This window comes from Photobacterium alginatilyticum (assembly GCF_009910675.1).
GTDB classification, from domain to species: Bacteria; Pseudomonadota; Gammaproteobacteria; order Enterobacterales; family Vibrionaceae; genus Photobacterium; species Photobacterium alginatilyticum.
The window spans coordinates 166,573-183,335 of the sequence record NZ_RSEJ01000001.1 but is presented as its reverse complement, the minus strand read 5'-3'; the positions used below and the strand labels follow the sequence as shown (position 1 = coordinate 183,335).

The window sequence follows — 16,763 nt, the reverse complement described above, 5'->3', positions numbered from 1 at the left end:
CCTTTCCGGCACGGTCATTAACTCTCGTAAATCGGACCACCAAACGAGGTGACAGGCGGCGCTTCGCCTTCGAACTTCTCCATTTCCACCACAACCGTGTTGGCAGAAGTCGCCTGCGCCAATTCCGACGAGCCGACATCCATTGTCAAGGTATTCGGATCGCCATAGGTATCAATCGCACCAAGCTTTTCGTTCAGCGGCCCGTACCAGGCCCCTTCGTGAATACGCACCACACCGGTTGGATAGTCATCCGACACCCTGGCACCGGCCAGCAGTTGACCGCGATCGTTATAAACCCGGACCAGATCACCGTCACTGATTCCGCGCTGTTTGGCATCTTCAGGGCTGATATATATAGGTTCCCTACCCTGGACAGTATAGGTTGCCCGGTACTCTTCTGACTCACACATCTGAGAGTGCAAACGCTGATCGGGATGGCAAGACTGAAGCCAGAGCGGGAACTTGTCCGATTTCGGGCCGCCGTGCGAGCGCTCCGCCTTTTCAAACCACATAGGGTGTCCCTGACAGTGCTCGTAACCAAAGCGGTCTATTTTACGGCTGAAGATCTCGATAAATCCCGACGGTGTTCCCAACGGGTTAATTTCGGGATCCTGACGGAAGTCGGCATGACGGACAAAATTCTTGCCTTCCCCGAAATCGACCACACCATCAGCCCAGAATTTATCAAACTCCGGCATCTCAAAGTTTGCCTTGTTGGCCTCGCGACATTCATCATAGAGCTGTCTTACCCACTCCATTTCATCCATGCCGCGGGTATATTCCTTGTGGCGGCCAAAACGGCGGCAAAGCTCGGTAAAGATTTCAAAGTCCGTTTTCGACTGATACAAAGGATCCACCAGCTTGTGCATCGCCAAAATACCGGATGCCGAATAAGCACCATAGAGATCGATGTCGTTACGTTCAAACTGGGTGCAGGCCGGCAACACAATATCGGAGAAACGGCAGGTAGCCGTCCAGGCAAACTCAATGGTCACGACTGTCTGCAGCTTTTGAAAGGCTGTTTTCATCCGATTCCTGTCTTGGTGGTGATGCCAGGGGTTACAGCCACTGACTACCAGCATTTTGGTCTCGGGCAGCTTAACCTTGCTGCCGTTGTAGTTGATCTCCTTGCCAGGCTCTAAAATCGCATCAATCCAACGCGCTACAGGAATGGTACTGCTGTAGCCCTTAAAGTCATCGTTATCCCACTTGGGCTTTTTACCCTCATCAACATTTCGCGGAAAGCCGCCCGGGCCCGACGCGCCAGTCGGAGGAATTCCGACTCCGCTGTAATGATGAGAGTACGACACACCTCCGCCAGGCAAACCGATTTGTCCCAGCATCGCCGCGATAACCGCACCCATCCAGTACGGCTGCTCACCATGCTGCTGACGCTGGATTGACCAACCGAAGATCAGCTGAGTCCGATCTTTGGCCATCAGCCGTGCCAGCTCCCGTATTTGATCGGCCTTCACACCGCAAATCGGCTCGGCCCATTCCGGCGTTTTTTCGACTTTGTCCTTGGTTTCACCCAGCACATAAGGGATGAATTCATCAAAACCCAGAGCATAGGTCTCGATAAACTTCTTATCGTAGAGCGCTTCTTTATATAAGGTGTGTGCAACCGCCAGCATCATCGGCAGATCGGTTTGTGGGTTAACATAGAGCTGATCACAGCCCAAATAGTTCTGGGTCTTCGAGCGCACGGGATCGATGGAGATCACTTTGATCTCCCCTTTATTCACTTTGTCTTTAAGCTGCTCATAATAGCCGTAGGAATCATGGGTCTCGCACTGCCAGCCTACCTGAGTATTTTTGACCGGATCATTGGCCCACAGGATAATTGTTTTGCTGTTGGCCAGTATGTCCGGCCATGAAGTGCCCTGGGCATAGACTTCGGTTGACCCGAGTACATAAGGAAGTATCGTCTGTCCGGCCCCGGTGGAATAGTCCCCGACCTTGGTCATAAAGCGGCCGTGCATTCCCACGGCCCGCTGCATATGGTTACCACAGCTGTGAAACTGGCCGGTTTGCCGCCACCCGGTCATTCCTGCATGCAGCGCCCACGGACCGTAGTCTTTCTGGATCCGCTCCAGTTCTTGATAGAACAGATCCAGCGCCTCGTCCCAGGTTACCCGGACAAAACGATTATTACCGCGCGTATCACCGCTGTATTTGTGCTTCTTCAGCCAGTTGAGGCGAACCATCGGATAACGCACCCGTGACGGGCTATAGATAATACCTTTAATCCCGTTGATCATATCCGTCGGATACTTGTCTCTCTCGAGCGGTTTTATCTCAGTAACCTTGCCGTTATAGATATGGGCCCGGAACGCTCCCCAATGGGAACCCGAGACTTTCCAGACTCCGTCGGCCGTATACGGTGATGCCTCTTCTGTTGCCGCTCTTGCTGCCTGAACAAGCAGGCTCGGGCCAATAACAGACACAGCCGAGGTTGTCGCTAGGCCTTTTAAGAACTTACGTCGACTTAATGACATGGTTTCCCCCTCACTTGCCTCTTAATGACCGCCATCAGAGAAATCTGATGAATGCTTCTGCAGATACTTAAGTACCAGCGCCTCACTATCGTTATCCAGGTTCACAAATGCCAGCATCCCGTTGAACATACCCGGCCAGGTATTGGCATCGAAGTGATTCTCGGCAGGCTGGGTATGACAGACACTACAGTTGTCTTTGTAAGCCGGGCCCGCGACCGCCCAAATTTCTTCGACATCCTCCATCAGAGATTCTTTCGGCATCCACAGTTTGACACTGATCCGCTGCCAGCCGAGTCCGGTGAGATCGTCTTCTTTCTCTTCAAACTTTTCGACTAATGCATCACTGAGTGCAACATCCTTGCTCAACGCCGCCGTTGGAATATTGAGGCCAAAGTCTTCGTTGATCACCCGACCAAAACCCTTGGTTTTCCGCCAGCCCGCAATCTCAACCTGAATCGCATTATCCTTAACCTGCACCACTTTCACCTCAGAAGCCGGATTCAGCTGGCCACCATCCACCGTCAGCGCTTCGTCTTCGTACATTGGCAAGTAACGAACGCTGAAGTAACTCTCACCTTCCGAGTAACTGGTATTGTTGGCTTTCTGAACCAGCTCGGAGACCATACCGCCGGAAGCCTCCATATTACCCGGCAGCTCATGGGCGATTCCCTTATGACAGTCCATACAGCTCTGGTCCCGCTCGGCTGCCTGTTTCATCTGGACTTTGGCAAGATCGGACATTTCTTCCCACTTCATGCTGTCGTAGTTATGACAGTTTTTGCACTCCAGCGAGCCGTTGGCCGAAAAACGTTTCCATTCGTGATTGGCCAGCTCCAGCCGTTTTTCCAGAAACTTCTCGCGGGTATTAATGGTACCGAAAATTGCCCCGAACACTTCCTTGCTGGCCTGCATCTTACGGGCGATTTTATCTGTCCAGTTATGGGGAACATGACAATCTGGGCAAGTAGCCCTCACCCCAGAATGGTTTGACCAATGCACTGTCGCCTGCAGTTCTTCATAAACGTTGTCGCGCATTTCATGACAACCGATACAAAATTTCTCGGTATTGGTAAACTCAAGCGCGGTATTGAAGCCCCCCCAGAATATAATCCCGGCAATGAAACCACCCAGGCTCAACACACCTAAACTAATATGCACTGCCGGACGCCAAAACGTCGCCCACAGTTTATTTATCAAGCTAATCATAAGACCACCTTTTCGTTAACTTAACTGCTGAGGGCGTATTAACCGTGGCCGGGGGGACCGATGAAAAATGCCTGCATTGCCCAGACAATAAAACCGTAGCCACCGACAAGGACAACGGACAGGATAGGGAAGAGAAAAATGACAATAAACAGGAAGGATTGCCACTCATATTTTGCTCTGTCTTGAGTATCAACAGGTTCTGAGTTATTCATTGCTAACATCCCATCATTTTTATGATTATCCTCTTTGTCTACAGCCAAAGAGGTAGTGCACCACAAAGTATAGTTAAGGATATCAATTGCACTTCAATAGAATGATCCGCCCTGTCTATTTACCCGAACACCAAACGACGGCAAAAATACGGTTAATCAGAAAGCAAAAAGCCTGCTTCAGAGAAGCAGGCTTTTAAAGTTTCAGTATTCGATTATAGCCAATATCCGATTATAGCGACGCCATGTAGATAGTCTGGTGCTGCTGATATAGCTTCAGGCGATTTTCAAATTTGACATAACGCTGGGTGTTGGTTTCTTCCAGCTTTTCGATGGCCACTTCCTGAGCTTCGATAGCCTGGCGGAACTCACCGCATGCAGCATAGGCCGCAGCGAGATTATCATAGTCACCCGCATCACCTGTTCCTGTACGCTTCAGCACTTGCTTGGCCAATTTCAGGGCACGCTCGCCATCACGCATACGCTCGTCTGAACACGTCGCATACAGCCATACCAGATTACGCTTAGACTCTAGCGAACCACCGTTGGACGCTTCGTTAAACCATTTAATCGCATTGCCGCAGTCTACTTTACCGGTAGCACCTGATGCATAGTAGGCACCAAGCTCAACCATCGCCGGTACGTCACCTTCTTTGGCCGCTTCCATGTACCACTGAACAGCACGAAGGTTATCTTTGGGCAGCACTTGACCCGCTTTAAACAGGTCACCAATCATGGTCTTTACTTCCGGCATATCGACTGCCGCTTTTTCCAACCAGTACATGCCTTTCATCGGGTCAGCTCTCAGGCCGTTTGAGCCTTCAAGATAAGCTCGTCCCAGAAAAAGCTGCATATTTTTATCGCCCTGTTCGGCTTCTAGCTCGACATAATTTAAGGTTGATAACAGGTGATTCTCAGGAGATGTCGTTACAGAGGCCTGGGCTGTTCCGTAGCCGACTACAGCAAGGCCGAGCACGGCACCGAAAACAACTTTTTTAAGGGTCATTACTGCAGGCATATTAGGTTCTCTTTCATCTAGCTTCGTGGTGTTGATTGAAATCTATAGAAGTGATGATTAAAAAACAACCTGCAAAAGATAGGCAACAATGACTGAAATGACCGACATTTTCGATTATTCGATGTCAGCTCAGAGAGTTATATTTAAAAATAGTTAGTAGCGTATTGTTGATAATGAGAGATAGATCGTGTTCTTCCACCATATAAACTACCGATATATGCTTAACCAAAGCTGAATCTACAAAGATTATTCTGCTACCACCATGATGGCAAAGCCGCCAGCCCTCGCTGACGGCTTCACTGCGCCACTGTTCGATGGCTCACAATTACAACGGTAGGTATTTGTCTTCACCACTGGCAAGCTGTTGATCGGTATACTTCGGCGAGTCACCATCCAGATCGATATCAAGGTCAATCTGATCCGGCAAATCAAGCAGGCCATCACACACTAACACCACATCATAATTTCCCGCGGGAACGTATGGCATTGAGTAATTATTTTCGTCTGTGACCTTGGCCGTCATGGTCGGCGTGTATTCATTCGATCCAAGATCGCCGTACTTCTCCTGCTCATCATTGGATTCATAAAGATAGACATAGGCATTATCAGTTGTAGGACATGACGAAAGGTCAATGTCACCAAAAATGCTACCTGATAGGTTTTCATTCAGCAGCTGAAATGCTTCTTGCTTGAACTTATAGGCATTCTCAACCAGCTTGAACATACTCCTGAAGTCAAACGTCATTACAAACTTTTCAGGGGCATTGATATTGATATTCAAACCGTCGAACGTCAGATCATCATCAATCACCTTGTTATCGACCCAGCTACCGACATAGGAGTAAGGCACTCCCATAAATTCATCAATAGGTACATTAACAGGTAAATCATCAAGGAATTCGTATTCACCCCTTGCGAGTGACAATGCCATGCTGACATATTCACCGACAGGAACCAGCTGCTCCGAAATCAGGTCAACCAGATCAACACCGGTGATATCATGCAAATCGATCACGATAAACTTCGGTGTGCCGTCATCATAAACCGGGATCTCCGAGCCTTCAGGAATACATTGCTCAGAGCTTTTTACTTCTCCGTTCATGCTTCTTGTGGTCCACTCGACAATCTCGCCGGCTAGGTTGGTTAGCTTGACACTCTGAATTGCCACACAAGCCTGTAGCTGATCGCCGTCACCCGGCACTTCAGGCACTTCTGTTGGCGGTTTTGACACCCCTACTGAAACCGGTACTTCTCCGCTCCCCGAACCCGGGGTTGCATTTGCCGAACCTGAATCCCCAGACGAGCCTCCGCACCCAGCCACCACTAACGTGGCGAGCATCGTTAATATTATATTTCTCATCTCTACACCCCTACGACAATGTATAAATTGGCCGTGACCAAACGCATTCGCGGGCCGCCGCTCAGTTTGGCTTGTTATTCTGGATGGCCGATTCCAACAGTTAAAATTTTAGAGGCTAATAGCACCGCAAATAATTTATCGGTAACGTAATTAAGTAATGAGATGAGGTTCTTAGTAACAAGACATAAGGTCAAAAATGAACCTGTGCCGACAGAGAAATCAATAAAATTGTGCCATAAAAAAAGACCGGATCTCTCCGGTCTTCTCATCAGTTTCTGGGCTTGGCTACGTCGGTTACGCTAGGTCAAGCTCGAGCATTTCCTGGATATTGCCCTGGGATTTTGGCTCCTGGCCAAAACCGCGCAAGCCAACCACATGAACATGCTCGCGATCTTTGAAGATCTTACGAACCAGTTTGTAGGTGGTGCCTTTTTCAGGACTGATATTCTCCGGAGCCGCAATCAACAGCTGCATGTCCAAACGCTCACACAGCTCGAACAGCGTTGCGATAGATTTTGCATCCAGTCGGGCAGCCTCATCGAGGAACAACAGACGACACGGTATGATCTCTTTTCCGCGCAAACGACGAGACTCTTCTTCCCAGCTCTGGACAACCATTAGCAGGATTGCCTGGCCCGTACCGATTGCCTCACCGGTCGATAGCGCACCAGATTCGGCCTGTAGCCAGCCATCTGTACCACGGTTTACCTCAATGCTAAGTTCAAGGTAGTTACGGTAATCAAGCAGCTCTTCGCCCATGATCTGCGGCGAGCGCTGACCCATCTCAATATGCGGGTTCAGGCGCTGGAACAGTTTGGCAATCGCTTCGGAGAACGTCAGGCGATGGTTGCCGAACAGATCCTGATGCTGATCCTGCTGCTCCGCCAAACCGCTCAGCAGTGCCTCATGGGTATCACGCACTTTGACATTCAGGCGAACGCCTTTCACCTGACCAAAACCAATGTTCTGCAGACCCTGGTTCAGCATACGGATACGGTTTTGCTCTCGCTGGATTGTCTTGCGGATAATATTCGCCACCGAGTCAGAACTGATCGCCAGACGCTGTTCGCGGGCCGTCAGTTCTTCGCTCAGGCGAGCCAGCTCGACTTCCATCTCTTCGATCGCCTCGACCGGATCATCGGTGCGAATAATATCGTGACGGATACGCTCGCGAAGATGCTGGTAGACGGCAATATAGAACAGAACCTTACGCTCAGGACGCGAAACATCTTCCGACGCACGCAGCGCATCGCGCAATTCCTCGTTATCAGCCACTGCCAGACGCAATGCCCCCAGCGACTTATCCGATAGTGAGCGCAGCTCGTCGGCAGACATGTAAGCCATCTCGCGACGGTGCAGGCGACGTTCGACATCGCTTTCGCGCGCCAGACGCAACACCGCGCACCAACCGGCCTTGGCAGTTACCACCAGCTTGCGGATTTCCTGGTATTCCTTGCCGACTTTACGCAGACGCTTAACCAGCGCTTTCATCTCCAGCTCAATCGAGGTGATTGCTTTTTCCAGCTGGCTGCGACGGGTACGGGAGCTGTGCAGGCGCTCGTTCAGCTCGTCACGGCGCAGGCGGGCACGTTCTTCGGCTTCAAGATCAGCACGGACACCCAGTTCCTGCAGCTCACGTTCAAACTCCTGAACCGTTTCCAGCTTCGCCTGATGGGAACTCTTGAGCGATGCCATCAACTGGTTGTACTGGTTGGCCTGGGCACGTGACTGCTTCAGCGCATCACGGCTGCGGGTACGCTCGCGTTCTGCCGCAACCAATTTCGCCTTCAACTGCTCATTAAGCTCCGAGCTCTTGTTAAGTAGCTCAACTGAATCGGCATAGCTAAAGTGGTGGCGACGTTCAACCAGGTCCGCAATCGCAAAGATTTTGGTTTTCAGCGACTGCAAAGTGTTGTCAGCCTGCTCGTATTGAGCCTGCAGGGCATCAAACTGCTCCGGATCGGCATCCAGTGCAGATACCAGCCCTTCCAGTTCCACTACAGCCTTACCATGTCGGTCAAGGTAGTTACGTGCCTCATCAAGCTGAGACAGCTGCTGCTCAACGTCTTCAAAGCGCGCTGTCAGGGTGTCGTCTTCAAGCAGGTTAACAACCGGTGTCAGCTTGCCCAACAGCGCCAGCCCCTCACGCGCTGCCGTCAGCTGGCTGCGTTGCTGCTGCTCGGTCGCATCGGAGTCTGACAGGCTACGAGTGATCTGGTTACGCTTGTCACGCGCCGCTTTCAACCCTGCTTCCGGATCGGCATTAAAGGCAACGGCCATGTGCGTGGCAACAAAGCTATTGAAGCTCTGATACAGACGCTGCAGCTTTTGCGAATCAAACGCGGCCTTGGCGTGATCCTCGACAACCTGCTCGCGTTCCTCACGCAGCTGCTCAAGACGCTGCTCGCGGGCAGCTCGGCCAAATAGCGGGACTTTCGGGAAACGAGAGTATCGCAGCTGACGGTCGTTCAGGTGAACACAAACAGCCTCCTCCAATTCGTCAACGTCAAAACCACTGTCATCAAACGAGTCGGCATCCCCCTCGATGATATACAAATCATCCGGACAGTCATCCAACGCCACCAGCTTGTCTTTGATGCCCTTCAGATCAGGCACCACAATTGCGTGGCGCGCCGGGCCGTACATCGCACTGAAGTACGGGGCATCAGCCAGGGTAATGTCGTCATAAATTTCTGACAGCAGGCTACCGCCAAGCGTATCTGCCAATGCGCGCAGGCGAGAATCATCGCTACCGCCCGGCTGTGCCAGGCGCTCGATATCCAGCTCCAGCTGCGTCTTGCGTGCCGCCAACTGGTCGCGCTTTGACGAGGCCTCACGCTCCTTATCCAGTGTCAGCTGCATCGCATCCATCACCGCCTGGCTGTCAAACAGCTCGCGCTCAGACTGCTCAGACAATTTTTCCAGTGCATCTGATGCCGCAATCCAGGCCGGTGCCGATGCCTCTAGCGACGAAATTTGTGCAGACAGCTGCTGCTCCTGACGACGAAACTCGCCACGCTGCTCAACCAATACCTCTTGCTGTTGCTCAAGGCTTTCCAGCGTCGCTTCGTGACGGGCCTGCTCTTCAGCCAGTGCCAGCTCACTGTCGACAGTAACGGCAAAACGCTTGGCATAAGTTTCGGCCAACTCGGTCGCCTGACGCTGGTTGCGCACACTGCGCTCCAGGTCACGGTATTGTGCCTTGAGCTGTTCACCACGATCAGCAACGGCACGAAGCTGGCGGGCATGTGCAATCAGCTCGCGCGCCTTATCACCTGCCTGGGCACGATCAACCACACCGGCAATGGTTGTGACAATTTGCAGGCCTTTATCAAACTGCTGGGCCGCAGCCGAAGACATATCCAGCTTGTGTTTCAGGGCCAGCAGCGCTGTGGTCTGTACTTCCTGCTCCTGCTTGAGCTGAGACAGGTAAGGCACCGCCTGATCTGCAAGTAACTGATGATCACCGGACAGATCGCGGGCTTTCTCCAGCGCCTGTACCGCCTGCTGATATTGCAGGGCACGAGTCTGCTGCATATCCAGCGCCTGCTGGTAGTCCGCCAGCTGAGTTTTCAGGCTGTCGACTTCCTCTTCGCTCAGCAGCGACTGCTCTTCAGCCATCGCCAGCTGTTCGGCCGCTTCTTCAACCACCATCACCTGCTCTTCCAGGCGCTCAGTCAGCTCTTCAAGATCCTCGCGATAGCGTTCAATCTTCTCTTGCTGACGGACTGCGGTCTGAACCAGCTGCAGGTGATCCGACGCTGCCTGATGATCCTGCTCCAGCGCGCCTTCACGCTCTGTCAGTTCATCCAGCTCGCCGGTCATGTTGATCATCGATGTTTGCTGATCATCCAACACCTTACGCGAACCCAGCAGTTCGCCACGCAGGCTCAGGGTCTTTTCCAGCTTCTGGCGGCGCTCGTTGGCATGGCGCATATAGTCCGCAGCAACATAGTTGGTCGCCTCGGTGATCAAATGCTTAAACAGGTCACGGTCGTTCTGGGTAAGCTTAATCGCTTCCAGCGTCATCCGGTTCTCGCGCAGTGCCGCTTCCATATCCTGGAAGGCTTTCTTCACCCCGGTATTTTGCGGCAGCAGGTAGTCACGCAGTGAGCGGGTGATCGCACTCGAGATACCACCGTACAGCGAGGCTTCAATCAGACGATAGAATTTGGAACGATCGCTGCTGTTGCGTAATTTCTTCGGCAGGACACCAAACTCGAACATCTGGGCATGGTAATCCGTCACCGAGTTAAAGGCTTTGAAATGGGTCCCTTCGTACTCGGCGGCAATCTCTTTGACTTCATTGATCTGGCGAACCCGCGCCTGATTGTCAGACAAGGTTTCGACCAGGACTTCGGTTGGCTTAATATCCGATGGCAGGCCCTGGATAATAAATGGCTTAATATCCACTTTCTTGTCACGACCGGCCACTTGCTGCAGCTTGACCGCGAAGATGATGCGTTGCTTCTTGGAGTTAACCACATCCAGCGCCGCATAACAGGCACCCGGCTTCAGCTTACCGTGCAGGCCCTTGTCGCGCGAGGCGTTCGAGCTGCCGGCTTCCGTCGTATTTCGGAAGTGCAGCAGGCTCTGATCCGGGATCAGAGATGTAATGAATGCCGCCATCGTTGTCGACTTACCGGCACCGTTACCACCCGACAGAGTGGTCACCAAATTATCAATGTCAAAGGTGCGGGCAAAGAAGCCGTTCCAGTTGACCATTGTCAGCGATTGATACTTACCGCGTTCCATCAGGCTTCGCCCTCCTGTCCGTCATGCTCGGCTTGTTCTGTTTCTTGCTCGCCCGTTGCATCCAACAGGCTAGACTGGCTTGGCTCCTGCTGGTGAACCACCACCGCTTCACCGTCACGGATCAGACGCAGCTGGGCTTCACGTACATCATCGCCAGTGCGGACATCGGCACCAAAACGGAATACCGCCTCGCTGATGCGGAATTTGCCATTCTCGCCTACCGGAATGATCATCCCGATACGACGCAGGCGACGCAACGACGTTTTGACCTTGTCGAACAGTTTTTCCCGATCGAGATCAGAGCCGGTTGCCCGGTTGGTGACCAGCTTCATCAGCTTGGTCTCGTCGGCCAGTGCCAGTAGCTCGTCGAACAGTTCCTGGTTGGTAAATATCCCTTCGTGCGCCAAGCGCTCCGGGCTCAAATAAAGGAAACACAGTACCTTGCCCACCAGCATGTCGATTTCCGACAGTACGGAGCGGCCGATCAGTGACGTCGAGCGAGGACGCAGGTAGAAGAAACCTTCCGGGGCGCGAACCAACTCGGCATTATAGCGTTTGTAAAACATAACCAGCGGCTGCTCGAACTCAATCAGCAGAGCATGGTTATCCAAATCTTCGCTGGCGATGTGGCGGCCAGAACGTAGCGCATTATCCAGTGCCGGGAAAAGCGGGTTGGCTATTGCCTTGGCCAGCTTCTCAGGCATAAATTCTTCAATATTTATCGATGACATTAGCTTGTACCTTGGCTCCGTATTCATTGATTGCTTCCCAGTCAGGCTGTATTGCATTGAAGTCCGACTCCGAGTAACCGAGCCTTACCGCCTGATCAATCACAATGCGCGCCAAATCAAAGTGCTGCGCATGTGGTTGTTGAGCCAAATAATCTTTAAGAAGCAAACTTAGGTTGATTGCAGCACCCGTTTCTTTATGGGTCTGCAGCATTGCAGCAACTTGGTCGGCCAGCTGGTCGTTCACCAGGCTGAGCTCTTCAAATTCCATCTCTTCCGGCACAATACCGGTAACTTCGTCGTCTCTCAGCACCAACGCCTCGTCGCGCATGTCCAGCAGACGCTCGGCATCGGCGTAGGTCAGCAGCCATGGTTCGTCGAAATAATCGGTGACCGACTGACGCAAGCGCTGGCTGAAGGCACGGTTCTTATCCATATCGATCGCGGTACGGATGAACTTATGAACGTGGCGGTCATAGCCAATCCACAGATCAATGGCCTGCTGCCCCCAGTTGATGATTCGGTCAAGCTTGGCCTGCAGGATAAAGATCATCCCGTCGACGAAATCCAAGTCCGGGTTACCCTGAATTTCCTCCTGGATAGCCAACAGCTGGGTTTGCAGCTGGTCGCCTGCCGCCTGCAGCGTATCCTGCAGCTCACGCAGCGTACTGGAGGTTTCGTTCAGCAGGCTCTCACAGTTGGTGATTGCCGCCCGCCAATCCTGATTCAGCAGCTCGGCAATATCTTGCTTTACCTGTTGCTGCTGCTCATCCATGGTGCGCTGGTTAAGATCAATCCGGTCAAAGATTTCCGCCACTGAATATTTCAGTACGGCGTAGACCTGCTGGCGCCAGTGTTTCTCATCGCCACCTTCCTGCGCAGCTTCCGCTGCCTTGTTGATCTCGTCGGCAACCATTGCCAGCTGAATCGACAGTTTCAGTGAAGAATACTCGCGGTGACGGGCGTAGTAGTCGGTTATGCTCAGCGCAAGCGGGCTGAGACGGTAAATACTGGCCCCATCCGTCACCTCGCTGGTAAAGCGGGTGATCAGGCGCTGGCGAACCAGTTCATTAATGGCGTTATTGGCACGAAAGGCCAGGGTTTCCTGAGACTGATCAAACATATCGCTTACAATGCGAAACGCATCAATCAGCTCCCCTTCCCCTAATTCTTCATCAAAGCGATCGCCGCTTAATACAGCAATCGCCAACAAGAACGCCAGCCGCTCAGTTGGCAGGTTAAGCGAAAACTCATGCTGCTTAACCCAACTCACCAACTCAGGAACGGTCTGGGATACATCACTCATCCGTTGTCCTTATTGCTGTTATCGTTGCTTGTCCCGTTATCAGCCGGTGTCACCAGGTCTGATGGTTTCTGGGCATATACATGGATATAGCGGCCCAGGGACAAATAAGGTTCCTGACGACAAAGCTTCTGCTCCATCTCAAGAACTTGTTCAAAACTGTAGTCACCCACCATGGTTGTCTGCATATAGTCATGGAAGGTACGCACGCCGGTTTTTCCGAGAATGGTAAATCCGGCGTCGGTTAACCAGCTATAGACATCTTCCGGCTTGATAGCCTGCTGTGGCTGTAGCTTAAAGCGCTTGCGGTGCGGCATTCCCTCTTCGATATGAGTCAGGTTGCCACAAATTAAATTCTTGAACAGCAGTCCGTTGTAGTTGTAGAACATCACCGAGATAACCCCGCCGGGCCTGGTTTGCTCCAATAACCGCTCAAGCGCCTCTTTCGGATCGGACAGCCACTCCATCACAGCATGGAATAGCACCAAGTCCGCCGGCTCATTCAAATGCTCGCCAATTTCCTGGACCGAGCTGTGAACCAGACGATATTGCTCAAGAAGGCCGTTGTTGGCAATTTCCTGCTCGGCCAGCTTCAGCATTTCACCAGAAAGATCACATAAAGTGACACGATGCCCCAGCTCAGCAATTTTTTGCGATAGCTGGCCGATCCCCCCGCCTGCATCAAGTATATGCAACGGTGTTTGTGATTCCAGCAAGGCTAAAATTTGCTCAAGATCTTGCCAGACAACAGTCTGCCTGATTTGGCCTTTTGCTGTCCCGTAGATATTTTTAGCAAATTTTTGCGCTAGGTCGTCAAAATTTCGATCTTTGATCACGTCAGCTTTACGTTATGATAGCGGTTGAAAAAATGTGGCTTATTTTCTCACAAGCGTTATAGGAATAAAGGCTTGTGGTGCTTTTTCGAGCTCAACTGCTGAATTTTCGGACTACATTGCATGTTTGAACTAAAAAAAATTGTTTCTGCATTACTCATGCCCCTGCCCGCACTGCTGATAATCGGGTTTCTGGGCTTGTTGATACTCTGGTTTACCCGGCGCAAGGGACTTGCGTCCTTTTTCATCGGATTCGCCTTTATAGGCATTTTCCTCGTATCCTTCCAGCCGATAGCAACCAGCTTGCTTCGGCCATTGGAACGCGAGAATAACCCCTTCGTCCCGACATCCGCGACGGTGGACTATGTCATGGTGCTGGGAAGCGGGCATGTTATCGACCATGCGATGCCAATCACCTCCGAGCTGTCACGAACATCACTGATGCGCCTGGCGGAAGGCATCCGTATCCATCGCATGTTCCCCGGCTCCAAGCTGATCTTGTCGGGCTATGGTGGGGGCACCAGTATCAGCCAGGCCCGAATGATGGCGAAAGTGGCACTGGCGCTGGGGGCCAACAAAAATGATATCCTGCTGCTCGAAACCGCCAAGGATACCTGGGAAGAAGCGTTCCAGGCGGCCTCTGTTGTCGGTGATAGAAAACTGGTTCTGGTTACCTCTGCCAGTCATATGACCCGCGCGATGAATGAGTTTGAGCAAGCCGGCCTGGCTCCAACCCCTGCACCAACCAACTTTCTTGCCAGCAACAAGATCAAACAACCTTGGGAGCGCTATAAGCCGCAGGCCAAATACCTGGAACAAACGGAGCGCTATTGGCACGAAACTCTGGGCCAGTGGTGGCAGCGGCTAAGAAACCTCCTTGGCGAAACCAAGCAAGCTCCCCAGCAACCAGAATCAACGTCTAATGTGTCAATGGAACTGGCACTGAATACCGCCTCTCCCGCTTAGTTTCCCTTCGCTATCAGGCCGGCGAACCGGCCTGATACAACTCTACGCAAAGCATATAAAGCAAATTGCAACCCGCACCCTATACACAACCAGCAAACAATCCAGCCAAGCTATTGTTTTGGTTAATAAACAACCTACAAGTGTGATTATCGAACCCATATTCCAAACAGTTTTAATATGTTCGATTTTCTTATAGTTTTGGTAATAAAAAACCGTTTCTGATAAGTGCCTTGCATCATACAATTGCGCTCCCAGCTAATAGATAAGTCTGAAATAGTGCTTTCAGGCGAACAAAATACTACTTGGAATGGCTCAGCATAATGTATCTAGTGATTAACCTGGCGCTCTTTGCCCTGCTTATTGGCTTCTTGTTCAAACAACAAAAAGCCGAGTACACCCTCTCAAGACAGGTCTTTACCGGTCTTGGCTTCGGCGTCATCTTCGGCGGCGCGCTTCAGCTCGTTTACGGTGGAGGTAGCCCGGTCATTGCAGATACCCTCGACTATATCAATATCATCGGTGCCGGTTATGTCAGCCTGCTGAAAATGATCATTATGCCGCTAATCATGGTTTCCATCATCGGGGCGATTATCAAAGTCAAAGACTCCGGTTCGCTGGGCAAGATCTCAGGCCTTAGCATCGGGATCCTACTGGCGACCACGGCGGCTTCTGCGCTTATCGGGATCCTGGTCAGCAACCTCTTTGGCCTGTCTGCTGAGGGCATCGTTCAGGGAGCACGCGAGATTGCCCGTGGCGAAGTGCTTGAGACTCGCCTTAGCACCGTCGAGTCACTATCCTTTGCCGACATGATTATTTCATTCTTCCCAGTGAACCCATTTGCCGATTTAGCCGGCAGCCGCCCGACATCAACCATCGCCGTTGTGATCTTCTCGGCCTTCATCGGTGTCGCAGGCCTGAGCGTTATCCGTAACCAGCCAGATCTTGGTGCAAGCTTCGAGAAGTTTATCAATGTAGCCCAGGAAGTGGTCCGTACCCTGGTTCGCATGGTGCTTAGCCTGACACCTTATGGCGTACTGGCCCTGATGAGTAAAGTCGTGGCCGGTTCTAACTATGATGACATCCTGAGCCTGATCAATTTTGTGACCGCTTCTTATGTCGGCCTGGCACTTATCCTGGTCATGCATCTAGTGCTGGTCTCATTCGTAGGCATAAACCCAGTTCGTTACCTGAAGAAGATTCTGCCGGTATTGACCTTCGCCTTCACTTCCCGCTCAAGTGCAGGAACTATCCCGTTAAATGTCGATACTCAGGTGAAAAAGCTAGGCAACGGTGAAGGTGTGGCAAACTTCTCTGCTTCCTTTGGGGCTACCATGGGGCAGAATGGCTGTGCCGGTCTGTATCCCGCCATGCTGGCCGTTATGATTGCGCCGACAATCGGTATCAACCCGCTTGACCCTGGCTTCATGCTGACACTGATTGCGATTGTCACTATCAGCTCGTTCGGTATCGCGGGTGTCGGTGGCGGCGCAACTTTCGCCGCTTTGATTGTTCTATCCGCCTTGGATATGCCGGTTGCCCTCGCTGGCCTGCTGATCTCTATCGAACCGCTGATTGATATGGGACGTACTGCGGTAAACGTAAGCGGTGCGATGACGGCCGGCACAATTACCTCGCGGGTTTTGGGCCAGGCCGACAACAGCCTGTTCGACGCTGACGATGATAATGACAACAAAGCAGTTAACGCTTAAAAACCATCCCAACAAATAGATTCAAGACCACCTGCGGGTGGTCTTTTTGTTATTGCCATCATCACTTTTTCGGCAACACCGTTTCATGAACGGAATATGAATTGCCTACTCACATCAAGTTCAGTCACGCTGGTGTTTAATAGCTTCATCAACTAAGACATCAGTTACAAAACCCCCA

The 16,763-nt window shown here is 51.8% G+C and carries 11 protein-coding genes; 2 read left to right on the top strand and 9 right to left on the bottom strand.

Translation table 11 applies throughout. From position 1 onward, the window contains the following. Window positions 1-17: 17 nt before the first annotated feature. From torA to cmoM, 9 genes are all read right to left on the bottom strand, one after another. Complete coding sequence (gene torA / locus EIZ48_RS00745; protein ID WP_160648229.1) at window positions 18-2,498, bottom strand: trimethylamine-N-oxide reductase TorA; 2,481 nt, start codon at window positions 2,496-2,498, stop codon at window positions 18-20. 21 nt (window positions 2,499-2,519) lie between these two features. After that, window positions 2,520-3,704 (bottom strand): pentaheme c-type cytochrome TorC, encoded by a 1,185-nt coding sequence (gene torC, locus EIZ48_RS00740; protein ID WP_160648228.1) that lies wholly within the window; start codon window positions 3,702-3,704, stop codon window positions 2,520-2,522. Window positions 3,705-3,742: 38 nt separating this feature from the next. Beyond that, the gene (locus EIZ48_RS00735; RefSeq protein ID WP_075766471.1) at window positions 3,743-3,916 is read right to left on the bottom strand and encodes a periplasmic nitrate reductase, NapE protein; all 174 of its coding nucleotides are present in this window, start codon (window positions 3,914-3,916) and stop codon (window positions 3,743-3,745) included. Window positions 3,917-4,145: 229 nt separating this feature from the next. Beyond that, a complete protein-coding gene (locus EIZ48_RS00730; RefSeq protein WP_160648227.1) occupies window positions 4,146-4,931 on the bottom strand; it encodes a tetratricopeptide repeat protein in 786 nt (261 codons plus the stop codon). 325 nt (window positions 4,932-5,256) lie between these two features. Beyond that, window positions 5,257-6,291, bottom strand: coding sequence for a hypothetical protein (locus EIZ48_RS00725; RefSeq protein ID WP_160648226.1), 1,035 nt, complete (start codon window positions 6,289-6,291; stop codon window positions 5,257-5,259). A 294-nt stretch (window positions 6,292-6,585) separates the two neighbouring features. Continuing rightward, the gene (gene mukB / locus EIZ48_RS00720) at window positions 6,586-11,046 is read right to left on the bottom strand and encodes a chromosome partition protein MukB (RefSeq protein WP_160648225.1); all 4,461 of its coding nucleotides are present in this window, start codon (window positions 11,044-11,046) and stop codon (window positions 6,586-6,588) included. After that, window positions 11,046-11,777, bottom strand: coding sequence for a chromosome partition protein MukE (mukE, locus tag EIZ48_RS00715; RefSeq protein WP_160648224.1), 732 nt, complete (start codon window positions 11,775-11,777; stop codon window positions 11,046-11,048). Before mukE ends, mukB begins: the two co-directional genes overlap by 1 nt. Further along, on the bottom strand, window positions 11,758-13,080 hold the full coding sequence (gene mukF / locus EIZ48_RS00710) for a chromosome partition protein MukF (protein WP_075766476.1): 1,323 nt from the start codon (window positions 13,078-13,080) through the stop codon (window positions 11,758-11,760). The genes mukE and mukF overlap by 20 nt, the downstream gene beginning before the upstream one ends. Further along, window positions 13,077-13,913, bottom strand: a complete 837-nt coding sequence (gene cmoM / locus EIZ48_RS00705; protein WP_160648223.1) for a tRNA uridine 5-oxyacetic acid(34) methyltransferase CmoM — start codon at window positions 13,911-13,913, stop codon at window positions 13,077-13,079. The genes mukF and cmoM overlap by 4 nt, the downstream gene beginning before the upstream one ends. A 120-nt stretch (window positions 13,914-14,033) precedes the next feature. Here cmoM and elyC point away from each other — a divergent pair, with 120 nt between their 5' ends. Beyond that, entirely contained in the window at window positions 14,034-14,876 is an 843-nt protein-coding gene (gene elyC, locus EIZ48_RS00700) for an envelope biogenesis factor ElyC (protein WP_160648222.1), read from the top strand. A 320-nt stretch (window positions 14,877-15,196) separates the two neighbouring features. Next, entirely contained in the window at window positions 15,197-16,585 is a 1,389-nt protein-coding gene (locus EIZ48_RS00695; protein ID WP_192928413.1) for an L-cystine transporter, read from the top strand. Window positions 16,586-16,763: the final 178 nt, after the last annotated feature.